General features: G+C 57.9%; 21 protein-coding genes, 1 tRNA gene and 2 pseudogenes. 13 read left to right on the top strand and 11 right to left on the bottom strand.

All coding sequences use genetic code 11. The features are described from left to right. Together ACIK7D_RS26340 and ACIK7D_RS26335 are read left to right on the top strand one after the other, a co-directional pair. Window positions 1–606 (top strand): ABC-type transport auxiliary lipoprotein family protein, encoded by a 606-nt coding sequence (locus tag ACIK7D_RS26340; RefSeq protein ID WP_080816923.1) that lies wholly within the window; start codon window positions 1–3, stop codon window positions 604–606. A 112-nt stretch (window positions 607–718) separates the two neighbouring features. Next, window positions 719–1,684 carry an alpha/beta hydrolase family protein gene (locus ACIK7D_RS26335; protein WP_400157987.1) on the top strand — a complete coding sequence of 322 codons (966 nt, stop codon included), beginning with the start codon at window positions 719–721 and terminating at the stop codon, window positions 1,682–1,684. A gap of 23 nt (window positions 1,685–1,707) precedes the next feature. Here the strand turns inward: ACIK7D_RS26335 and ACIK7D_RS26330 are convergent, their stop codons facing one another. Further along, window positions 1,708–2,145: a PACE efflux transporter gene (locus ACIK7D_RS26330; RefSeq protein ID WP_065656143.1), complete on the bottom strand. Its 438-nt coding sequence runs from the start codon at window positions 2,143–2,145 to the stop codon at window positions 1,708–1,710. Between the two features lie 680 nt (window positions 2,146–2,825). On the opposite strand from ACIK7D_RS26330, the gene ACIK7D_RS26325 reads away from it, so the two are divergent. Then, complete coding sequence (locus tag ACIK7D_RS26325; protein WP_003502962.1) at window positions 2,826–3,074, top strand: hypothetical protein; 249 nt, start codon at window positions 2,826–2,828, stop codon at window positions 3,072–3,074. Between the two features lie 132 nt (window positions 3,075–3,206). On the opposite strand, the gene ACIK7D_RS26320 is transcribed toward ACIK7D_RS26325, so the two are convergent. The 6 genes from ACIK7D_RS26320 to ACIK7D_RS26295 form a co-directional block, all read right to left on the bottom strand. Next, window positions 3,207–3,395 (bottom strand): hypothetical protein, encoded by a 189-nt coding sequence (locus ACIK7D_RS26320; RefSeq protein ID WP_003524758.1) that lies wholly within the window; start codon window positions 3,393–3,395, stop codon window positions 3,207–3,209. Window positions 3,396–3,678: 283 nt separating this feature from the next. Then, window positions 3,679–3,909 carry a hypothetical protein gene (locus ACIK7D_RS26315; protein ID WP_003524760.1) on the bottom strand — a complete coding sequence of 77 codons (231 nt, stop codon included), beginning with the start codon at window positions 3,907–3,909 and terminating at the stop codon, window positions 3,679–3,681. A 200-nt stretch (window positions 3,910–4,109) separates the two neighbouring features. Further along, window positions 4,110–4,361, bottom strand: coding sequence for a hypothetical protein (locus ACIK7D_RS26310; RefSeq protein WP_020810465.1), 252 nt, complete (start codon window positions 4,359–4,361; stop codon window positions 4,110–4,112). A 172-nt stretch (window positions 4,362–4,533) separates the two neighbouring features. Further along, on the bottom strand, window positions 4,534–5,019 hold the full coding sequence (locus ACIK7D_RS26305) for a hypothetical protein (protein WP_080816927.1): 486 nt from the start codon (window positions 5,017–5,019) through the stop codon (window positions 4,534–4,536). Between the two features lie 395 nt (window positions 5,020–5,414). After that, window positions 5,415–5,490, bottom strand: a tRNA-Lys gene (locus tag ACIK7D_RS26300). A 155-nt stretch (window positions 5,491–5,645) separates the two neighbouring features. Then, entirely contained in the window at window positions 5,646–5,900 is a 255-nt protein-coding gene (locus ACIK7D_RS26295) for a GlsB/YeaQ/YmgE family stress response membrane protein (protein ID WP_003524764.1), read from the bottom strand. Window positions 5,901–6,022: 122 nt separating this feature from the next. Between ACIK7D_RS26295 and ACIK7D_RS26290 the strand changes: the two genes are divergently transcribed. The 3 genes from ACIK7D_RS26290 to ACIK7D_RS26280 all read left to right on the top strand — a co-directional run bounded on the left by ACIK7D_RS26290 (window position 6,023) and on the right by ACIK7D_RS26280 (window position 10,620). Continuing rightward, window positions 6,023–8,704: a mechanosensitive ion channel family protein gene (locus ACIK7D_RS26290; RefSeq protein ID WP_400157986.1), complete on the top strand. Its 2,682-nt coding sequence runs from the start codon at window positions 6,023–6,025 to the stop codon at window positions 8,702–8,704. A gap of 531 nt (window positions 8,705–9,235) precedes the next feature. Beyond that, window positions 9,236–10,285: a hypothetical protein gene (locus ACIK7D_RS26285; protein ID WP_400157985.1), complete on the top strand. Its 1,050-nt coding sequence runs from the start codon at window positions 9,236–9,238 to the stop codon at window positions 10,283–10,285. After that, the gene (locus ACIK7D_RS26280; protein ID WP_080816929.1) at window positions 10,282–10,620 is read left to right on the top strand and encodes a hypothetical protein; all 339 of its coding nucleotides are present in this window, start codon (window positions 10,282–10,284) and stop codon (window positions 10,618–10,620) included. Before ACIK7D_RS26285 ends, ACIK7D_RS26280 begins: the two co-directional genes overlap by 4 nt. 75 nt (window positions 10,621–10,695) lie before the next feature. Here the strand turns inward: ACIK7D_RS26280 and ACIK7D_RS26275 are convergent, their stop codons facing one another. Beyond that, complete coding sequence (locus ACIK7D_RS26275; RefSeq protein ID WP_269314738.1) at window positions 10,696–10,821, bottom strand: hypothetical protein; 126 nt, start codon at window positions 10,819–10,821, stop codon at window positions 10,696–10,698. A 61-nt stretch (window positions 10,822–10,882) separates the two neighbouring features. Here ACIK7D_RS26275 and ACIK7D_RS26270 point away from each other — a divergent pair, with 61 nt between their 5' ends. Both ACIK7D_RS26270 and ACIK7D_RS26265 read left to right on the top strand, forming a co-directional pair. After that, window positions 10,883–13,396 carry an FAD-dependent oxidoreductase gene (locus tag ACIK7D_RS26270; protein WP_400157984.1) on the top strand — a complete coding sequence of 838 codons (2,514 nt, stop codon included), beginning with the start codon at window positions 10,883–10,885 and terminating at the stop codon, window positions 13,394–13,396. Between the two features lie 160 nt (window positions 13,397–13,556). Beyond that, window positions 13,557–14,390 carry a response regulator gene (locus ACIK7D_RS26265; protein WP_120947574.1) on the top strand — a complete coding sequence of 278 codons (834 nt, stop codon included), beginning with the start codon at window positions 13,557–13,559 and terminating at the stop codon, window positions 14,388–14,390. A 15-nt stretch (window positions 14,391–14,405) separates the two neighbouring features. Here the strand turns inward: ACIK7D_RS26265 and ACIK7D_RS26260 are convergent, their stop codons facing one another. Beyond that, window positions 14,406–15,962, bottom strand: a complete 1,557-nt coding sequence (locus ACIK7D_RS26260) for a phospholipase D family protein (protein WP_400157983.1) — start codon at window positions 15,960–15,962, stop codon at window positions 14,406–14,408. Between the two features lie 159 nt (window positions 15,963–16,121). Here ACIK7D_RS26260 and ACIK7D_RS26255 point away from each other — a divergent pair, with 159 nt between their 5' ends. The 5 genes and pseudogenes from ACIK7D_RS26255 to ACIK7D_RS26235 form a co-directional block, all read left to right on the top strand. Continuing rightward, window positions 16,122–16,436 (top strand): helix-turn-helix transcriptional regulator, encoded by a 315-nt coding sequence (locus tag ACIK7D_RS26255; protein WP_003524773.1) that lies wholly within the window; start codon window positions 16,122–16,124, stop codon window positions 16,434–16,436. After that, window positions 16,433–16,789, top strand: coding sequence for an SRPBCC domain-containing protein (locus tag ACIK7D_RS26250; RefSeq protein ID WP_137451899.1), 357 nt, complete (start codon window positions 16,433–16,435; stop codon window positions 16,787–16,789). Before ACIK7D_RS26255 ends, ACIK7D_RS26250 begins: the two co-directional genes overlap by 4 nt. Before the next feature lie 41 nt (window positions 16,790–16,830). Beyond that, window positions 16,831–17,208: pseudogene (locus tag ACIK7D_RS26245) on the top strand (ATP-dependent Clp protease proteolytic subunit); the annotation flags it as partial. A 64-nt stretch (window positions 17,209–17,272) separates the two neighbouring features. Next, window positions 17,273–18,462, top strand: a protein-coding gene (locus ACIK7D_RS26240) for an IS3 family transposase (protein ID WP_400157982.1) whose coding sequence is annotated in 2 segments (ribosomal slippage) — window positions 17,273–17,525 and window positions 17,525–18,462 — 1,191 coding nt in all. Because the reading frame shifts where the segments join, the coding sequence is not laid out codon by codon here. Window positions 18,463–18,480: 18 nt separating this feature from the next. After that, window positions 18,481–18,714, top strand: a pseudogene (locus ACIK7D_RS26235) (ATP-dependent Clp protease proteolytic subunit); the annotation flags it as partial. Window positions 18,715–18,861: 147 nt separating this feature from the next. Here the strand turns inward: ACIK7D_RS26235 and ACIK7D_RS26230 are convergent. Both ACIK7D_RS26230 and ACIK7D_RS26225 read right to left on the bottom strand, forming a co-directional pair. Further along, window positions 18,862–19,389, bottom strand: coding sequence for a hypothetical protein (locus ACIK7D_RS26230; RefSeq protein WP_400157981.1), 528 nt, complete (start codon window positions 19,387–19,389; stop codon window positions 18,862–18,864). After that, on the bottom strand, window positions 19,390–20,480 hold a 1,091-nt coding region (locus tag ACIK7D_RS26225; RefSeq protein WP_400157980.1), incomplete at its 5' end, for a hypothetical protein.

The following is a 20,480-nucleotide window of genomic DNA, read 5'->3' as shown; positions in this document are numbered from 1 at the left end:
ATGACACGATTGATGAACGGCCGTCTGCGCCGCGCCCTCATTCTGGCTCCGCTGTTTGCCGCCTTGATGGCGGGCTGCGCGGGTGCGCCGAAGAACGATACTTTCGATCTCTCCGTCTCTTCGGCGGCGGTGGCGCAGGGACCTTCGCTGAAAAGCCGGCAATTGCTGATCGCCGATCCGACCGCCCTGAAGGCGCTCGACAGTGAAAACATCGTGGTGCGCCTTTCCGGCTCGGAGGTGCAATATCTCGGCAATTCGCAATGGAGCGACCGCCTGCCGCGCATGGTGCAATCCAAGCTGGTGGAAGCCTTCGAGGATACCGGCAAGCTCGGCGGCGTCGGCCGGCCGGGGCAGGGGCTGGCAATCGACTATCAGGTCGTGACCGATATTCGCGCCTTTGAAATCGACACGGCGAAGAATATCGCCAATATCGAAATATCGGTGAAGCTCCTGAACGACCGCAACGGCACGGTGAAGGCGCAGGAAGTGTTCCGCGCCAGCGCCCGCGTCAGCGGTTCCGGCAACGCCAATTTCGTGAAGGCGCTGGATCAGGCCTTTGCCGCCGCCACGCGCGATATCGTGGCCTGGACGCTGAAATCGCTTTAAGCGCTCGGCGTTATTGCCGCCACAGGAAACCGCTTTATGTTCGCGTAGCGCCGGTCACCGATCGGCCTATGCATAATGGTCCCGATCCGTGAGCCCGATCCGTGAGTTGGTGATGCGATTTCTGCTGCTGCTTTGCCTTATGTTTTCCGCCCTGTCTGGAACGGGCGCCGCCATGGCGGCCGGTCTCCGGCTGATCGACATTCCAGCCGCGAATGGCAAGGCTGCCATGAAGGCTGCGGTGTGGTCGCCCTGCGCGGCCGCCCCGGAAGAGGTGAGGATCGGTCCCTTTATTTTGCCCGCCGTGCGCGATTGCCCTGTTCCTGAAGGGAAGTATCCGCTCGTCGTCATCTCTCATGGCTTTGGCGGCACCTATTTCAGCCATCGGGATACGGCGGCGGCGCTCGCGGATGCCGGCTTCATTGTCGCGGCGATCAATCACCCCGGAGACAATGCGCTTGAAATGAAGAAGGCCGGCGAGCTTTCCGCGCTGACGGGCCGTCCGGCGGATATTGCCCGGTTGCTGGATCATCTGCTTGAAGGTTTTAGCGACGCCGGTTCCATCGATGCCGGGCGGATCGGTGTCTTCGGATTTTCGCGCGGCGGTTATACCGCGCTGGTGCTTGCCGGCGGCACGCCTGATTTTGCCAATGCCGGGCTGCCCTGTCCCGACCCGCAGGCGCCGATTTGCACGCAGATGCGGCAGAAGACGACATTGCCGCAGCATGGCGGTCAGGATGCGCGGATAAAGGCTGTGGTTGCCGCCGACCCGTTGAATGCCTTTCCCGGCGCGGGCGACCTGAAGAATATCACGATCCCGGTCCAGCTCTGGAGTTCGGAACGCGGCGGCGATGGTGTCGCGCCGCAGGATGTTGCAAGGCTGCGCGACGATCTGCCGGTAAAACCGGACTATCGAATGGTAAAAGGGGCGGGGCACTTTTCCTTTATCGCCCCTTGCCCCGCAGAGATGGAAAAGGTCGTGCCCCAGATTTGCAGCGATGCGGCGGGTTTCGACCGGGCGGGGTTTCACCGCAGCTTCAACACCGATGTCGTCGGCTTCTTCAAGGCGTCGCTGCGCTGAGGCATCGTTCCTCTCCGCGCCGGTCAGGCGGCGTCCTGCTGCGACTTCCATTCCGGCAGGGGGAAAACGCGGTCGTAGCTCCAGTTGAAGACAAAAGCATAGACCACGTAAAACAGCGCAAACGAGATATCCATCACCAGCGCGTGGGCAAGGCTGATATTCAGATACCAGGCGATGAAGGGCATCAGCACGATCAGCAGACCGAGTTCGAACAGCACGGCATGGGCAACCCGAAGGGCGGGCGTCTTCAGCGTCGTGCCTTTCAGCCGCTGCATGGCGTGGTCGAAGCCGAGATTGTAGACATAGTTCCAGACCGTCGCCAACGTGGCGCTGACGAGGCCGACAATGCCGATATCCTCCATAGGCATGCCAAAAAGCAGCGCGCCCAAGGGAATGACGAGCAAAAGGCCGATGATTTCGAAACTGAGGGCGTGGCGGATACGATCTTGCAGGGAACGCATTTCATTCTCCGGTATGTGACCGGGCCGTCCCGCATGCTGTCGCCGATATGGCCGAGGTCGTCCTCGCGCTGGGTCATATAGAGGTTTTGGGCGAATTTTTCAAGCGCGTGCATTTGGTGCCTTGGATATGGCTGGAAGGTCGCCGCTTGTTTCTTGTCCCCGCCGGGGAGAAGTCCGCGGCAGCGGGATGAGGGGGCAAGCTCTCCGCATATCTCTGCGCTAGCCCCTCATCCGGCCCTTCGGGCCACCTTCTCCCCGGCGGGGAGAAGAAATACGCGGCAGCACCTCGATCTCTCTCGGAGCAAAGAGAGGACGATGCGGAACAAGACGGGCGCATTTTCGTTATCGCTTATGGAAGGAGGCGTGCCATGCAGCAGAATTCCTCTGAGGGGAGAACGATAAAGGCCGCCAACACGGCGAAGGTTTCGACTTACACGCCAAGCCTCATTTCTCTTAAGGGAAGTTATGTGGCGATGATATTTCGCAGACCGCTTTGCCGAAATCCGCTGGATGTGCGGAAGAAATAAGGGCTAAGGCATTTGCCTGTTGCCTGCCCCCGCACATTGATGACGACGACTGCCGAAATGATGATGAGCTTTAGATGTCTCTAAAGTGTGATTTTCAATCCGGCCCGTCTCCACCTAGACTGGAGATTGCCACCAGAGCGAAGGGAGAATGACATGAAATCAGTTCTCATTATCGCCGCTGTCTTTGGTTTTTCCGCCAGTGCAGCGCTTGCGGAATGCGCAGGTCATCAACAGATCAACGCTTCCGTTCCTGCCGTAGACCGTGAATTCAAAACCGCAAGCATCGTTCCGCCGACAGATCCGGTGGAAAAGCCAGTTGTCATCCTGAAAAAGACCGACCGCCTTCCGGCAGCGGTTGCGACGACCGGTGAACCAGAAGCCGCAATGCAACGCATGCAATAAACAGGAACAACAACCTCTTCATTCTGAAAATCCCGTGCGTGAGGTGATCCGCACGGGATTTTGCTTTCAGGAGGAAGGCGGGGCAACCTCCGCTTTCACAGCGCCGCTCTTGCCCGTTCTTTGCATCGGCGACTAGCTGTCGAGTTTCAGCGACAGCTGTTTCGGCCCTTCGTTCTTTTTGAGCACGTAAAGCGGCCGGGTAATGATGACTTCCGTTCGCCGTTGCAGCTCGCGCCGCCGCTCGAGCGCGCGTTCGCGCATATCGCGGGAGCGGGCGACAACGGAGAGGGCATTTTCTATGGCTGCGTCTGCTGTGTTCATCGCTGACCTCCATAATGTTCACTTTATGTTCTCATTATTGGTGGCTTGTGTCAACACTATGGCAGGGTTGCTGGCGGGCGATTGGGTGCCCGGCGCGATGAAAGGACCGGGGCGCGACAGGCGGCGTCGGGTGCCGTGCGGGATCGGCTTTGCCCACACGTTGACCTTCACGGCACAAACCTGTTCCGGCAGTGTCGACAGGGACACTCCGGACATGTTGTGTTGATTTTTGCGATGATGTTTCGATGACGCAGGCGCTGATCCGCCCGGCTTAAGGAGGATATCAGGAGAGGGGGCGTTGATCCGGCGCGGGAACGCCGCCGGCGGACAATAGATCGGTGAGATGCTCGCTGGCGAGAGCGACGATGGCGAGGGCGGCCTGCTGGCGGTTCCAGCCGGCATGTTCCGCTTTTTCGATCAGCCCGTGAATGGAAGGTTCCAGCGCGAACTGGCACTCGGCCTGGTAGTCCATGGTGTCGATCGAAAGCGACGGGGAATTGATTGCGGCCCGCATCCTTTGGTCTCCCTGTTTTCCGTCATGCCCACATACGCGAGACGCAAATCGGAACATGCACATTCAGAGGCCGGTGATATCGGGTTGCTCATGAGGCCCGCATATCACTGGCAGCGAATCCCCCAGCAGGCGGACGTTAGCGGCAAGTCTTAACCGCTGTCAACGCGTGCGCGGCGGCGATGACGTCGCCACCTCCGTTTTCAGAGCCTTCCGTTCCGGAAAGGCTTTCGCCGCCAGATCAGCAGCGCCATCACATAAAGCGCAAAAAGCACGAACCATGTGACGGGCAGCACCATGAAAAGCGCCGCATAGGCGCAGTTTCCCTCAAAACAGGAGCCGAGAAATCCGGAATCGGCAAGCGCTGCCGATAATAAAAACGCACATATCCCGCTCCCGACCGCGCCGAGAATGAAAAGCAATATGTTGATGAGCAATCTCATGGTCCCGATCATAAGGACGATTGAGACAGCTTTGGGGAAAGGTTGCCGGTGGAGGGCCTGTTTCCAGCTTTTAGAGCTACTGAAATCCCGGGGCATGCTTTTCGTTGGGGCGACAGTGCGAACCGCCAACATGCGGGCGGCGTGCGAAGGCATAGGAACCGGTGATGGGTTTGATGTTTGCGTTTTACAACTCGAATGGATCTTCAGAAGTTTTAACGGAAGGAGTGGTTGCGAACGGATCGGCGTTCTTTGGCGGGGCGCTTTTCGAGTTCAGATACTTCGTTACGGTGTCCTGACAGTTCAGCATCTCCTCAATCGCCCTCGAGGTTCCTTTGAGCCGGAGTGCTACGATTTGTTTCCCCGCGTAGTATGCACGCAAACCAAGTTTCTTGCTGAACTCTTGAGCGAAGTCAGCGTCTTTCGTGTTGATGTGGAGATGATTCACGGAGTTCATGTTTATGGCCGAAGCCGTTGCATCCCAAGGAGTGTTGTTGTCGAATTGAATTCGAACAGGATACTCTTTACCGGCCTCAAGGGATTTCCACTTGGCGTTGCCCAAAGAAAAATAAAGCTGGCGAACGTCGTTGAGGAAATTGAACCCTAGGCGAACAACTGTTCCGTCTTGATAGACACTCGAGACGTAGCATGCATTACCCATAGAAGGGTCCATGCGCACCGACCATCCCGGTAGATCTTTCCATAGTATTGTCTCTTGGGACGATGTTTCCGCCCACACTGGAACGGTCCCGAGACAGAGAAACAACGCGGCACAGGTAACCCTTCTCATCATCCCCATCCAAGAGAGTGTGTATGGATAGTCTTATTTGCGCATGACTTGGGTTTACTGTCGAGTCGTTAGTTACACTTGGAACGTCTCACGATGCAGCAGGCTGAAACGTTCCAGACAAAATACTGAGGCGGTCCATTCTGGTGCTTTGTCGTTGGGCAGCTGTTGTTAATATACAGAAGAGAACAGAACGGAATATAAATTAGAAACAATCGTCGGACATAAATAGTCACGGCATGCAAAATTCTCTTATTATTCAGTTCTTTAATAAGAGAATTTGGTGGGTGATGTAGGGCTCGAACCTACGACCCGCTGATTAAGAGTCAGCTGCTCTACCAACTGAGCTAATCACCCGACCGGCACCGTGTGGCGGTGTGAGGGGGCGTATAAAGGGGAAGTTTGGGCTTGTCCAGCGCGGAAATGAAATTTCTTCGATTTTTGTGACGAAAAAATTTCAGTCGCGCTGGAAAAGTCTGGAAATCCGGGGTTTTACGGATTTTTCCTTTTATTCATCCGCGCCTGAAAGCCCGGCCGATAAGGATGAGGATGCAGGCGCCGATGAAGCCGGCGATGAGATAACCGAGCCAACCCGTCAAAACGATTCCAAACACCGAAAGGATGGCGTTGGCGACGATCGCACCGACGATTCCAAGAAGGATGTTCATGAAAACACCCATATTGCTTTTCATGAATTGTTCGGCGAGCCACCCGGCGACACCACCGATGATGATGGCTGCGATCCAGCCAATGCCAGCAGATTCCATGATTTCCTCCCATGTTGCTGCATCATCAAAGGTGATGATTCTCGTGGTGAAAAGCAAGGCAAACTCCTGAAAACCTCGCTTTATGCGGGTGGTTTTCCGCGCGGCAGGCGCTAAAAAGCCTGATGCGGCGCAAAGAGACGAAAGGCATGGATGTGCGGTTGATGTTCGGCGGATTGATGGACGGCAGAAGGGTGTTCGACGGCCTGGTGCGGGATCGGCGGCAAAGGAGCGCCATGGCGGCGATAATGGCCATGGTGCTTTTTCTGGCCGGCGGTCTCTTGTCGCCAATGCCGGTGGCGGCGCAGGGGGAAACAACATCGCCCGCCCCGGTGGCTATCCAGGCTTCGACCGTCGAACAGGCGAGGGCGGAACTGGAGAAATGGAAGGCCGATGTCGCCGCGATCGCCAAACAGGTGGAAGCGGGCGGCAGCGACGATGTGCAGCTTGTGGACCTGAAGGGCCGCGCCGACACCATTGCCGCCGATGCCGCCGCCGCCAACACCAAGCTGCGCACCCGCCTCGACCAGATCAAGACCCGGCTGGATGCGCTCGGTGCGGCGCCTGCGGACGACCAGCCGCCGGAGGCGAGTATGGTGACGGAGGAGCGAAACCGGCTGACGGCGGAACGGGCCGAGGTGAATGCGATTGCCGGCGAGGTGGAGAGCACGGCCACCAATGCCGCGCAGATTTCCAATAACATCACCGCCGTTCGCCGGGCGCTTTTCGCCGCCACGCTGTTCAAGCGCACCGAAGTTTCGGCGCAGACACTGGGCGATGCCTCCTCCGCCTTTCTGACCGAATTGACCAACCTCAACAACGCTTTCAGCAGCTGGGCGAGCTTCGTCTGGAATTACAAGCGCCTGCCGATGTTCGGGGCGGTGACGCTGTCGATCATGGCCGCCCTGCTGTTTCTCGTGGGCGGTTACCGCTTTTTCGGCAGCCGCATGGACCGGCGGGCCTTTACGGGCGAGCCTTCCTATCTTAGACGGCTTTCGGTGGCCTTCTGGTCCACCATGGTGCAGTCGCTGTCACTGTTCCTGTTTCTCGTCACTTCCGCCTTCTTCCTCGATAATTTCAACGTGCTGCGATCAGACATCGCGCCGATCCTGTTCGGGGCGATGGCGGTCACCGGTTTCGTTTATTTCGTCTCGCGGCTGAGCTATGCGATCTTTGCGCCGACGCAGCCGGAATGGCGGCTTCTGAAGGTGTCCAACAAGGGCGCGCACACGCTGTCCTCGGCGGTGCTGCTGATGGCGCTCGTCAACGGGCTCGATTACCTGTTCGGCACGATCAGCGAGACGCTTTATTCGCCGTTGATCGTCACCGTTGCCAAAAGCTTCCTCGCCTCGATCATCATCGGCCTCATTCTGCTGACCGTATCGTTCCTGCGGCCGGTGATCGGCGAGGGGCAGGATTACGAGACCGGCAACCAGCGTCTGCCGCGCTGGCTGGTCATCCTGCTGCGGGTGGGCGGCCTCGTTCTCATCGGCGCCTGCCTGACGGGTTATGTCGGGCTTGCACGCTTCCTTGCCACGCAGATCGTCGCCACCGGCGCGGTGCTGGCGACGATGTATATCGGCATTCTCTCCGGCAAGGCGATTTCCCGACAGGGCGCCTTTGCGGAATCGCTTGCCGGCCGTTATCTCGCCCGGCGTTTCGGTCTCGGCGTGGTCGCGCTCGATCAGGCCGGCCTTGCCGCGGGGCTTGGCATCTATGCCGTCGCGCTTGCCTTCGGCGTGCCGCTCATCCTGTTTTCCTGGGGCTTCCAGCCGGGCGATATCGAAAGCTGGGCCTATCGCCTCTTGACCGGCATCACCGTCGGCAATGCCTCCATTTCGCTGATCGGCCTCTTCGGCGGCGTCCTCGTCTTCGCCATCGGTTACATCATCACCCGCTGGTTCCAGAAGTGGCTGGACAATAACGTCATGGCGCGCGGCCAGGTGGATGCCGGGGTGCGCAATTCGGTCAAGACCGGTATCGGTTATCTCGGTATCGCGGTGGCGGCCATCTTCGGCGTGTCTTCGGCCGGTCTCAACCTTTCCAGCCTGGCGCTGGTGGCGTCGGCCCTTTCGGTCGGTATCGGTTTCGGCCTGCAGAACATCGTCTCCAACTTCGTCTCCGGCCTCATCCTGCTGGTCGAACGCCCCTTCAAGGTGGGGGACTGGGTGGTGACAGGCACGACGGAAGGCACCGTCAAGCGGCTTTCCGTGCGCGCCACCGAAATCGAAACCTTCCGCGGTCAGTCGATCATCGTGCCGAATTCTGAATTCATCAATTCCTCGGTCGGCAACTGGACACACCGAAACCGCATCATGCGCGCGGAAATTCCCGTTTCCGTCTCCTACGATTCCGATCCGCAGAAGGTCATGGATATTCTGCTGGAACTCGTGCGCGCCCAGCCGCCGGTTCTGCGCAATCCCGAGCCGCATGTGGAGTTCCTCCGCTTCGGCGATTTTTCGCTGGATTTCGAACTGCGTTTCCATCTTGCCGATCTCTCGAACGGTCTTGGCGTGAAAAACGCGCTCCGTATCGCAATCCTCCAGCGCTTCCGGGAGGAGGGGATCGATATCCCGTTCCCGCAGCGCAACCTCAACATCCACGTGGAAGGCGACGCCAACCCGCAGATGCTGGCGGCGCTGCTTTCGGAGGAGGGTGACAAGGCGGTGGTGGCCCATACGGGTGCCGCAGCGCCCGTTGCCGGCGCTGTGCCGGAAAAGGATGCGGGCAAGGCAGGTGACAAGACGGGCGACAAGGCCGTTGCGGAACAGCCGACGGCGGCGAAGGTGGTCGGCAAGGACAATTGAGCGGCTACGGCCGATGCCGATCATTGGGGCCGTCGGTATCGGTTCCGATGGGTGCGGGACCAAATCTCGCACCCGGCTGCGTTGCGGTGAATGATGGATACTTCCCGGGGCAGCTTTTTATTTTGATGGAGGCCGGATATGCGCGGCTGCCGTCATGAAAAACAATCGAAATACCCGCAATGACTGTATTGATAAGTAAACTGTAAGTTGATATATTATAGTTATTATTTAGTTTATTTCTTTCCTGTCGGGGTTCAAATGCCGGATCCAGTCGATGAGAATGCCGAGCCTGCCCAGCCTGCCCAGCCTGCCCAGCCTGCCCAGCCTGCCCAGCCTGCCCAGCCTGCCCAGCCTGCCCAGCCTGCCCAGCCTGCCCAGCCTCCGGGCCCGGTTCCTGCAAAAACATCTCTTCGTGAGAAGCTGAAGGGGCTTTGGGCGTGCACGCAGCCCCATGCCGCCCGGCTGTCCCTTCTAACGGCGGGGGTCGTTATCGGCTCGGCGGGTCTGTTTTTCCTGATGGGTGAGACGGATGTGACCGACGATTACCTGCCGAAGCGCTGGAACGAATCCATCCGAAGGCTGGGCATAACGCCGGTCTATCCGCCCCAGGAGGATATCTACGTCGGCGATATCATCGCCGAAGTCGTAGATTCAGGCCATAAGTTTAAATCGCTGCCGGACGATCTCCAGAGCGAATCCTTCATTGGCCGCTACGTCAAGGTGACGCAGATACCGGATCTTCGACAATATCTTTCCCTGAAATCGGAAGCCCCTTATTTCGGTGACAATACCTGGCAGCAGGGTGAGGAAAAGCTTGCCCTTTCGCAGCCGCGCAGCGAAGTCCAGAATAATGGCACGACCTCGGGTCTTGAGGTAAAGGATGTGCTCTTCCCGGTTATCAAGATCGAGCGAAGGGAAGGCATGGCCGGCCTCTGGAACACTATCGGTTTCGGTGGCGCGCGTGCTGATGTCGAGGAAATCGAGCTGCAGAACGTCCAGACCTACGCCATCAATCCTTTTCACGCTCAATACGCATTGATTCAGTTTTGTGCCGGCGAGAAGACGCAGCTTCTTTGTAACGATGAATATCTGCGGGAGAAGCTGTCCTATATTCTCGGCCGCGACATTTTGAGAAGTGCGGAAACCAAAGATTGCGGTCTGCGCTACATCTATGACATCCGGCTGCTTGTGGTGCGCCAGGCATTCCTCACGCGCGGTGTGAAGGTCACTAACGGGCGTGGTCGGCTGATCGAAGCCAATCTGGCCAGCCGTCAGCCCGACATGGAGAAATTGCAGGACGCTGTGACGTCATCGGCCACGGAACCGCCCAAAGACGTTCCGGCAGAGGCCGCCATAAAGGACAGGCTTGCGGCTGAAAACGCCATCCGCAGCGCCAATAGTTCGGGCCTATTTTCTGATCGTCGTTTTGCGCGGCCACTAGTTATCGGGTTCAATTCCGTTTCACTGGGTATGCGTGGCAGCACGCCTGCTTGGAGGGACGATCTGGCGAAAGCCTCCGCTGATAAAAAAGTAAAAGGCACCGTGCTGGCATGTGCGACCTCAACGGAGGCAGGGAAATGAAAAGCGCTTCGATTTTTTTCGGACTTGCCGTTTCATTTTTGATGAATTCGCAAGAGGTGTTTGCACAGCCCGTCAATGGTGTCTTCCTCCCATTTGCCATAGACTGCCGATATGAGATTCCACCTTGCGAGCCTCCACCACCGCCCGGTCCCAGGAGTCCTATTCCCATTCCACCACCGGCACCGGGCGGCGGCGGTATCCATAACTTGCCGGGTGCCCCCGTGCTCAAGGAAACGATCATTATCCCAGGCAATAACATGCTGAAGGACTTCAAGCTGGATGAGCCTAAAATGCTTGATATGCAGAAGGAGCTTCAGAACAGGTGGTCCAAATAGGCGTCTGCTGGTCTTGGGTGCCATGAGGTTTGAAAATCCCGACGCTGCCATAGTAGGTATTTTTCCGACATCCTCTCATTCGTCGTCCTGCTGGGCGGCGGCAATACGAAAGCCCAGCTCGATGGCGGCAATTTCTTCCCTGTCGCAGCACCCTATGGCCATGTCGCAATCAGGCGGCTGAACAACCCGCAAGCGCTTCATATTCCTCCCATCCAATGTCGGCGGAATAAGGCAAGGCCGGCGCTTTTCAGGGGTTCTGTAAATGAAGACACATGCACGGGCGGTGGTGATCGGTGGCGGCGTCGTTGGCGTTTCGACGCTTTATCATCTTGCCAAGAAGGGCTGGAGCGACAGCGTTCTCATCGAGCGCAAGGAGCTGACCTCGGGTTCCACCTGGCATGCGGCCGGGCTTTTGCCGCTGTTCAACATGAGCTATTCGGTTGGCCAGATTCACAAATATTCCGTGAAGTTTTATGAGGAGCTTCAGGAAGAGACCGGCATGAATGTCGGCTTCTCCAAGGTTTCGAATATCCGTCTCGCCCGCACCAAGGATCGCTGGGACGAATATATGTATTATGCCGGCATTGCCGAGACCATCGGCGTGCGCGTCAACATGCTGACGCCGGAGCAGGTGAAGGAAATCTGGCCGCTCTGCGAGACGGACGGCTTGCTCGGCGCCATCCAGCATCCCGATGACGGTTATATCCAGCCCGCCGATCTGACGCAGGCGCTCGCCAAGGGCGCGCGTGACCGCGGGGCGACGATCTATCGCAACACCACCGTCACCGCCATCGAGCAGCTGGAAGACGGTCACTGGAAGGTGACGACCGACAAGGGCGAGATCATCGCCGAACACATCATCTCCTGCACGGGTTCCTTTGCCCGCAAGACCGGCGAGATGGTCGGCATCAACATCCCGGTCATCCCGGTCGAGCATCAATATATCGTCACCGAGCCGCACCCGGCCATTCAGGAGCGTCGCCGCCAGGGCCTGCCGGAAATGGGCGTCCTGCGCGAATCCGACTCGGCCTGGTATATGCGCGAGGAAGCGGGCGGCCTGATCCTCGGTCCTTATGAAGTCGGCGCGCCGGTCTGTTATGTCGACGGTCCCTCCGACGACAGCGAATATGAGCTGTTCCAGGAAGAACTCGACCGCCTGATGCCGCATATCGAAACCGCCATGGTGCGTGTTCCGGCCTTTGGCGAAGTGGGCATCAAGAAGGTCTATAACGGCGCCATCGCCTATACGCCCGACGGCAACCCGATTGTCGGCCCCGCACCGGGCCTGAAGAATTTCTGGCTGAACGAAGGCCATTCCTTCGGCATCACCGCTGCCGGCGGCGCCGGCTGGCAGCTGGCCGAATGGATCGTCGATGGCGAGCCGACGCTCGACCTGATGGGTGTCGATCCGCGCCGCTTCGGCCCTTACGCCACGGAAGGCTACCTCATCGCCAAGAACGAGGAAGCCTATGCCAACGTCTTCACCATGCATTATCCGGACGAAGAGCGCTCCGCCGCCCGCCCGCTGAAGACGACGCCGGTTTATGACCGCCTGAAGAAGCTCGGCGGCGTGTTCGGCTCGGTCTATGGCTGGGAGCGTGCCAACTGGTATGCGCCGGAAGGTTATGCGCTGCGCGAAGAAGATCTCGGCGTCGGTGCGGATGTCATCACCAGCCACAACCATGCGCCGGCTCTGGAGGACGGCCGTATCGTCGAGAAATGGTCGTTCCGCCGCTCGAATTATTTCGAACATGTCGGCAACGAGGTGAAGAATGTCCACCAGAATGTCGGCGTGCTCGATATGTCGGCCTTCGCCAAGATGGAAGTGTCCGGTCCCGGCGCGCGGGCATGGCTCGACAGCATTCTCGCCAACATCGTGCCGAAGAAGCGCGGCCGTATTGCGCTCACCCATCTTCTGACGCCGAATGGCGGCGTGAAGGCGGAATTCACGGTTTATGAATGGGCGCCGGGCCGCTTCTACATGGTTTCGGCCGGTGGTCTCGAAGCGCATGACCATGACGTTCTGCGCCGCCTTGCGCCCACAGACGGTTCCGTGGTGCTGCAGCCGATCACGCAGAAATATGGCGTGTTGGTTCTTGCCGGTCCGAAGTCGCGCGATCTCCTGAAGAAGCTGACCCGCACCAGCCTTGAGAACAAGGATTTCCCCTGGCTCACCGGCAAGCAGATTTCCGTCGGCGTGGCGACGGCGCATGCGTTGCGCGTCAACTTCGTGGGCGAGCTTGGCTGGGAACTGCACCACCCGATCGAGATGCAGAATTACATCTTCGACCGGCTGATGGAAGCAGGTGCCGAATTCGGCATCAAGCCCTTCGGTATCCGCGCCATGGTCTCCATGTCGCTCGAAAAATCCTATCGCAACATGGGACGTGAACTGTCGGTCGAATATAACGCCTATGAATCGGGTCTCGACCGCTTCGTGCGCCCGGAAAAATCCTTCATCGGCCGCGATGCGCTGGTTGCTTACAAGGAAGGCGGCGCGAGATGGGTGTTCTCGACGCTCACCGTGTCAGGCAATACGGATGTCGATGCGCGCGGTTCGGAAGCGATCGTCGATGAAAACGGTGCGCTTGCCGGCCGTGTGACAAGCGGCGGTTTCGGCTGGCGTATGGGCAAATCCATCGCACTTGCCATGCTCAAGCCGGACTATGCAGCCGTGGGCACCAAGCTCAAAATCCGCATTCTCGGTACGTCCTATGATGCCGAAGTGGTGGAAGAGAGCCCGTTCGACACCGACAATGCGCTTCTGCGCGTGTAAGATCCAATCCCCTCCCAAAGTTGGAATACGGCCCCTCGTGGGCCGTATTTCCGTTTAGGTAAGCATGTGCTCAACTGCTTTTCCGGCAAAAGTGTTATTAATGATTCTGAAAAATGAGCCTGCTATCTTTCCCTGACATACGATGGGGGATCGGGGCAGAATGAATTTTCTAGGCATTACGGGCATGCAATATTCTGGCGTGCCTTTTACCAACAGCCGCATCTTGCTGGCGGAAGATACCAATGTGTTCACCCAGATGGTGAGCATGCGCCTGAAGGAGCTGCTGGGCGTTACCGTGGAAGTGTGCCGCAATTTCGAGGAATTGCAGGCCTGTTACGAACATTCTCCCGAACCGGTGACGCTGGCGATTTCCAACATCAACCTGCCGGGGGCGGAAAAGGGCGAGGCGCTGGAATATCTGATCGATCTTTCGATCCCGACCATCGTTTTCACCAGCACCTTTCACGAGGGGACGCGCGAAACGCTGATCGCCAAGGATGTGGTTGATTATATCCTTAAGGACAATATTTTCGCCGTGGATATGCTGACGGAATCCGTCTGTCGCTTCCTCACCAATCATCGCCACCATGTGCTGATCGTCGATGACAGCCCGACCGCGCGGGCGCTGCTTTCCAGCCGCCTCAAGCGTTATAACTTCCGCGTCAGCCTGGCCGACAGCGGTGCGAAGGCGCTCGATATCCTGAAGGCCAACCCCGATATCGGCCTCGTGGTGACCGACTACAACATGCCCGATATTGACGGTTTCGAACTGACGCGGCGCATCCGCACCGTGCGCGGGTCGCATGAGCTGCGCATCATCGGGGTGTCCTCCTCCACCAACCGGCTGCTTTCGGCGCGGTTCCTGAAGGCCGGCGGCAATGATTTCATGCTGCGCCCCTTCATCGACGAGGAGTTTTATTGCCGGGTCAACCAGAACCTCGATACGCTGGTGCAGATACAGCTGGCGAAAGCGGGGGTAAGGCCGGCGGCCTGAGCTAGGCTTTCCCGGTTAAAGCTGCGATTCAAACGGCAGGAAGCGCATGATGCCGGCGACGATGCGGCGGCTGATGGCGGCGTCGGGTTCGCGCCGGTAGGTTTTCGTGCGCCCCTGTTCTTCCGTCATCCAGACAATGTGCCTGCCTTTGTCGATTTCCAGCTCGAAGCTCATACTGCGGCGGATTTCGCCGGCAAATATCTCGTCCATACAGGCAACCAGCGGCGCCGAGTTGAAGACGACGCCCATTTCCGTATTGAGCGAGGCAGAGCGTGGATCGAAATTGAGCGAGCCGATATAGCCGGTCCTGCCATCGCGGGTGAAAGCCTTGGTGTGCAGGCTCGCCTGTCCCGAGCCGCGCAGGGTGAAGTTGGACTGATCGGCCTGCGCGCGCAGCTCGTGCAGGCGCACCCCGCCCGAGAGAAGCGGTTTTCGGTAGCGGGCATAACCGGCGTGAACGGCGGCCACATCTGTCGCGGCCAGCGAATTGGTGAGGATGGCGACCGACACGCCGTTCTCGGCGAGCTGTAGAAATATCCCCACGCCCTGTTTGCCGGGAATGAAATAGGGCGATGTGATGTGCAGGCTGTCGCTTGCCGCCTGCATCAGCGGCAGCAGGCTCTCCATCAGGAAGTTATGACCCTTGCGGCGTTTGCCAGCCGCCTTTTCCGGCGGGTCGGCAAGGATATCCGCCGCTTCGACCCAGTGCAGGCGGTCCGACATCAGGAAATGGTCGCGGTCATATTGGCTTTCGATCCGCTCCAGATAGGGTTTGGCGGCCTCGCTTTTCGGCAGGGCATCCAGTTCGCGGCGCAATCTGGCGAGTTTGTTTGGCCGTCTTGCCAGCAGCGACCGCACGGGCACGGCAACGGCGCTGTTCCAGTAATCGTCGAAGATTTCGGTCGCGTCGGCGACGATGTTGCCGAAACCGAGAATATCGAAATCGTGGAAATTCGCTCGCTCGGCGGCGTCGAAATAGGCGTCGCCAATGTTGCGCCCGCCGACGATCACGGCCCGCCCGTCGGCAATCCAGGCCTTGTTGTGCATGCGCCGGTTGACGCTTCGGAAGCGCAGCACCAGCTCGATGCTTCGATGCAGGATGTTTTCCCGCGCCCGGGTGGGGTTGAACAGTCGCAACTCGATATTCGGATGGCTGTCGATGGCGTGGAAGATGCGATCGGAGATGGAGACGCCGAGATCGTCGAGCAGCAGGCGCACCCGCACGCCGCGATCGGCCGCGGCGATGACTTCGCGCATCATCAGCCGTCCGGTCAGGTCGGCATTCCACATATAATACATCAGATCGAGGCTGCGCCCGGCGGCACGCGCCGCCGCCACGCGCACCGCAAAGGCATCGAGGTTGGAATGCAGCAGGCAGAGCGCATTCTTCTCGTTCCAGCCGTTTCTTATCGATTGCCAGTGCCGGTCCAGCGTCGTCGCGTCTTCGGCAAGGGGCAGGGCGGTGGAGGGGCGCTTGGGAATGGCCTTTTCCCGCTGCTTGCCGATGACGACAAACAGGCTCGGCCCGATGACCATAAGAAGAATGACGATGAAGACCGTAAATGCAGTCACTTGTTTTGGTCGCTCCCGGCCCTAAGAGTATCAGGCGGGATGAAAACGCGCGAGGGGATAAAGCGTTCACCGCACCTCGTGCCTTCGGCGTGAAAAAGGCGCGTTTTCCACGCGCCGAAAGGGCTTGTGAATCACATAAGTGTGTGCTTATGTGTTGTCATGACAGAGAACGATATTTTCCGGGCGCTGGCCGATCCGACGCGACGCGCCATTTTCGAAAAGCTGGCGGATGGCGCCATGAACGCTTCCGCCCTGCGTGAGGGGATCGAGATCAGCCAGCCGGCCATGTCGCAGCATCTTTCAGTGTTGCGCGGGGCGGGGCTGGTGGTCGAGAAGCGGCAGGGCCGTTTCGTCAATTATGAAGTGGATCCGGACGGGCTGACGCGCATTGCGGCCTGGCTCGGCAAATATCGCGCCTACTGGCCGCAGCGCATTGAGGCTCTCAAACTCCTGCTGAAGGATATGGACCAATGAACAGGCAGACACCGGAAGCGCCGAAAAACGGCATCGAGCTTGAATATGATCTGGACGAGCCGCCGCAAAAGGTCTGGCGCGCCATCAGCATTCCGGCGTTTCGTGAAAACTGGCTGCCGAAGGAGGTTTTGGCGGAACCTGACGCAATCGATATCAAGCCCGGCGAAGAGGTGCGCTACCGGCTGCGCGAGGATAATCCGCCATTTCTGGAAAGCACCGTCACCTTCAGGATCGCGGCGAATGCCCATGGCGGCACCAGCCTGCGCATCATTCACGACCTGCCCGTCAATACCGGCCGGATGATACAGGCCGCCGCAAACCACAACGGTTCGCCGATCAAGCTCGCCGCCTGATCCGGAACGTTCCCCGACATTTCAACGACAGGAGTTCGCCGATGCGCGAAGCGATGCAACTCGTCCCTATGGTAGTCGAACAATCGTCTAGGGGAGAAAGGTCTTTCGATATTTATTCCCGGCTGTTGCGGGAAAGGATCATCTTCCTCAACGGTGAGGTGAACGATGCGGTTTCGGCGCTGGTCTGCGCGCAATTGCTGTTTCTCGAGGCGGAAAACCCGAAGAAACCGATCCATCTCTATATCAATTCGCCGGGCGGTGTGGTGACCAGCGGTCTCGCCATGTATGACACCATGCATTATATCCGCGCACCCGTTCATACGCTCTGCATGGGAACGGCCCGCTCCATGGGATCGTTTCTGCTGATGGCGGGTGAACCGGGCGAGCGGAGCGCCCTTCCCAATGCCAGCATCCACATTCTGACCTGCCACTGAGAATTTCCTCCAGGATGGATTAGGGTCCGGCCCATTAAAGGACGGACGCATGAAGAAGCAGAGATTTACGGAAGAGCAGATTATTGCGGTGCTGAAGGAGCAGGAGGCTGGCGCGAAGGTGGCCGACCTTTGCCGCAAGCATGGAATTTCCGAAGCGACGTTTTATAATTGGAAAGCCAAATACGGCGGCATGGAAGTCTCCGAGGCGAAGCGGCTGAAGGCGCTTGAGGACGAGAACGCGAGGCTGAAGAAGCTGCTGGCCGAACAGATGCTGGATGCAGCCGCACTTCGCGAGCTTCTTGCAAAAAAATGGTAGGGCCTGCCGCCAAGCGTGACGCCGTCACGCATCTGAAGGCCGTGATGGGTCTTTCGGAACGGCGGGCCTGCCAGATCATATCTGCTGACCGCAAGATGATCCGCTACCGGTCGTGCCGACCGCCGGAGGTGGCGCTGAGAGCAAAGCTGCGCGACTTGGCCAATGAGCGACGGCGCTTCGGTTATCGGCGGCTGTTCGTCCTGCTTCGGCGGGACGGAGAGCCGTCGGGCGTCAATCGCATCTACCGGCTGTATCGCGAGGAAGGTCTTTCCGTTCGCAAGCGGAAAGCCAGGCGGCGTGCTGTCGGCACGCGTGCACCGATCCTGGTTGAAGCGAAGGCCAATGCCCGCTGGTCGCTGGACTTCGTCCATGACCAGTTTGCCTGCGGCAGACGCTTCCGCGTGCTCAACATTGTCGATGACGTCACGCGCGAATGCCTGGCAGCGATCCCGGACACATCTATCTCCGGTCGACGTGTCGCCCGAGAACTGACGACGCTGATCGAACGACGCGGCAGGCCAGGAATGATTGTCTCCGACAACGGCACCGAACTAACGTCGAATGCCATCCTCGCCTGGTCGAAAGATCACAAGGTCGAATGGCACTACATCGCGCCGGGAAAGCCGATGCAGAATGGCTATGTCGAGAGTTTCAACGGGCGCATGCGCGACGAGCTGCTCAACGAAAGCCTGTTCTTCGGCCTCGATCATGCCCGAAGCGCCATTGCTGAATGGGCGGACGATTACAACCATTTCCGGCCGCACTCATCGCTCGGATACAAAACCCCGGCAGACTTTGCCGGGACCATCGCCGCAACCGGCTCCAACGCTGCGCAAGATGAAAGCTTCGCGTTTCCGCCGGTTGCTCCCACCACGCCACTTGGCGTATTCAAAACCGCCGAGGCTCTAGTCGCCGCTGGATGAAGGTTCAGTGGCAGGTCAATTCATCAACCGCTGGGCGGTTTTCAGGGACAGGCGTCGGACATGCTGATCCATGCCGAAGAGATGCGGCAGACTAAGGATCGTATGACGCGGCTTTATTCCGAACATTGCAAACGCAGCTATGAGAAATTCGAAGCGGCCATGGACCGGGATTTTTTCATGACGGCGGAGCAAGCTCTGGAATGGGGCCTGATCGACCGCATTCTGGGCGTTCGTGAGGATGTTGCGGCATAAGTTAAAGTGTCCCGCCCGCATATTGCGGGCCGGGACGGACGGCGGCCAAGATGGTTCCTGCCACGTCAAATTCTCACAAAGCTGGTTTGATATTGTCGCATACTACCGGCGCGTCTTATCGAGAATGTTGCCGACTAAAAACCAGGTTCAACAATCAATGCTCTTAACTTCGCCGCCTGCAGTTTTTACTGCCCACCTCAATGAATCTGTAGTAAGGGGGTGATCAATAGTAAAAATATTCAAGGAAATATTCTTTGGGGTTATCTCTTTTCCTTTGTTCCAAAACCAATTCCGTCGAGCTGGTTCAAACCAGTACACCCAACTGCTAACTGACCATGGTTTTGAATTCATCATGTTAACCCACTCTTCAAAGATCATTGATCTCTTTAAAGACATCTCTTCCTCGAGTTGGTCTTGAGTTGCTTCCGGCGCACAAGCCTCGATGAACCATTTTGGTAAGACAGCGTTCCAAACTTCGAGTGATGGAGAAGTTCTGGACACTGAATTAACCAGAACGAATAGCTCCTCCAGTTTCGAAACCAACTCCCCTGCGTGGCCCAGCAACACCGCTACCTCGACGTCAACAAAATTTCCGTCCAACATGCAGTATGCGTTTGCCTTTCCTGCTAACGCGTCGCTCTCTGCATTCAGCAAGCTTAAACGGAAGCTCTCCATTTAATTCAATCTCCCACTGCCCTGAATAATCACACTATTTAACTGCTCAAAGTGTGATTTTCTCAAGCCGAACTGATCAGTTGCCTTTGTCTGGTCAACAACAATCGGAGCATCAGGAAACTGTGACGCTTGCCGCTCAACCACCGCGGCTTGTCGTAACTCATCCAAAAACGATTTCGGAACCTTAAAGGTCTTTACAGATACGTCAGTCATTCCTTGCGTTATCCGTTTAGAGAAGAAGTCTTGCGCACGCTGTGCGTTTCCAAAATTCAGAAACAACGTGTTATCTCCGATAATTGCCACGCTACCGTCAATGCCTACGACAAGACGTTGATTGGCAGCGCCTTCCACACGGTATACCGTCACATTATCCGGAAGTATTTTTGCAACAACCCTGTCAACCGCGAGCTGTGTTCCTGCCGGTGTCGCAACAACACCGCTCAACACGATACCTGCTGCTGTTCTACGATCCGCTCGGTTTGCCAACTCACCTTCATTCGAGATTCCTTGCCCCATCCAGTCATCGACATACGCGAGATCCACGGGTGTCCCTTTGCCAGTCGCAGGGTCTGCAGGGCCAATCTTCTCAAGTACGATGCCCGCCATACCGCGATAGGCATTGATGCCGGACTGATTGTCGATAGATGACAGGCTCATGTTTAGGTTGCGGATAAAAGACGGATCGCCAGTGAGCGAACTCCAGGCGATTGCACAGGCATACGCTGTTGCCAAACTTTCCTGGAATTCGCGGCTCTGTCCGTTAGACATCGCATGGCCGTCAAGTGTCGGCTCATAGCGAGCCAGAACATCGGCGACGGCATCGCCGATGATGTGATGGACTTCCTGGGCAAAGAGCTGAGGATTGTTCCGGGCATGCTCGGCGAGCGTCTCAAGATTTGTACCGCAGGGCGAGGCAAAACCTTGCGTCCCGCAATTACCAAGATTTGCCTGAAAGGTCTTTGAATGTTGGTTTCCGCGCAGAACTGAGCCGGTTAGGCGCATAATTTCCATTGAGAATTGAGCCATGTGAACCTTCCCCCCCAACGCGGAGAGCGACGGGGGCAACGGAGTGATCCACATGGGACTTTTAA

This window comes from Agrobacterium sp. P15N1-A (genome assembly GCF_044626815.1).
In the GTDB taxonomy this organism is placed as follows: domain Bacteria; phylum Pseudomonadota; class Alphaproteobacteria; order Rhizobiales; family Rhizobiaceae; genus Agrobacterium; species Agrobacterium leguminum.
Note: the sequence above shows the minus strand (reverse complement) of the source record. Positions and strands in the feature narration are given on the sequence as shown.

Excerpts from the sequence above, each read along its gene's own strand:
- ACIK7D_RS26325 (WP_003502962.1), top strand. The coding sequence starts at position 2,826 with ATGAAATCAGTTCTCATTATCGCCGCTGTCTTTGGTTTTTCCGCCAGT.
- ACIK7D_RS26340 (WP_080816923.1), top strand. The coding sequence starts at position 1 with ATGACACGATTGATGAACGGCCGTCTGCGCCGCGCCCTCATTCTGGCT.
- ACIK7D_RS26290 (WP_400157986.1), top strand. The coding sequence starts at position 6,023 with ATGCGGCGCAAAGAGACGAAAGGCATGGATGTGCGGTTGATGTTCGGC.
- ACIK7D_RS26280 (WP_080816929.1), top strand. The coding sequence starts at position 10,282 with ATGAAAAGCGCTTCGATTTTTTTCGGACTTGCCGTTTCATTTTTGATG.
- ACIK7D_RS26335 (WP_400157987.1), top strand. The coding sequence starts at position 719 with ATGCGATTTCTGCTGCTGCTTTGCCTTATGTTTTCCGCCCTGTCTGGA.
- ACIK7D_RS26275 (WP_269314738.1), bottom strand. The coding sequence starts at position 10,821 with ATGAAGCGCTTGCGGGTTGTTCAGCCGCCTGATTGCGACATGGCCATA.
- ACIK7D_RS26320 (WP_003524758.1), bottom strand. The coding sequence starts at position 3,395 with ATGAACACAGCAGACGCAGCCATAGAAAATGCCCTCTCCGTTGTCGCC.
- ACIK7D_RS26250 (WP_137451899.1), top strand. The coding sequence starts at position 16,433 with ATGAACAGGCAGACACCGGAAGCGCCGAAAAACGGCATCGAGCTTGAA.
- ACIK7D_RS26270 (WP_400157984.1), top strand. The coding sequence starts at position 10,883 with ATGAAGACACATGCACGGGCGGTGGTGATCGGTGGCGGCGTCGTTGGC.
- ACIK7D_RS26315 (WP_003524760.1), bottom strand. The coding sequence starts at position 3,909 with ATGCGGGCCGCAATCAATTCCCCGTCGCTTTCGATCGACACCATGGAC.
- ACIK7D_RS26230 (WP_400157981.1), bottom strand. The coding sequence starts at position 19,389 with ATGGAGAGCTTCCGTTTAAGCTTGCTGAATGCAGAGAGCGACGCGTTA.
- ACIK7D_RS26310 (WP_020810465.1), bottom strand. The coding sequence starts at position 4,361 with ATGATCGGGACCATGAGATTGCTCATCAACATATTGCTTTTCATTCTC.
- ACIK7D_RS26255 (WP_003524773.1), top strand. The coding sequence starts at position 16,122 with ATGACAGAGAACGATATTTTCCGGGCGCTGGCCGATCCGACGCGACGC.
- ACIK7D_RS26330 (WP_065656143.1), bottom strand. The coding sequence starts at position 2,145 with ATGCGTTCCCTGCAAGATCGTATCCGCCACGCCCTCAGTTTCGAAATC.
- ACIK7D_RS26265 (WP_120947574.1), top strand. The coding sequence starts at position 13,557 with ATGAATTTTCTAGGCATTACGGGCATGCAATATTCTGGCGTGCCTTTT.
- ACIK7D_RS26305 (WP_080816927.1), bottom strand. The coding sequence starts at position 5,019 with ATGGACCCTTCTATGGGTAATGCATGCTACGTCTCGAGTGTCTATCAA.
- ACIK7D_RS26295 (WP_003524764.1), bottom strand. The coding sequence starts at position 5,900 with ATGGAATCTGCTGGCATTGGCTGGATCGCAGCCATCATCATCGGTGGT.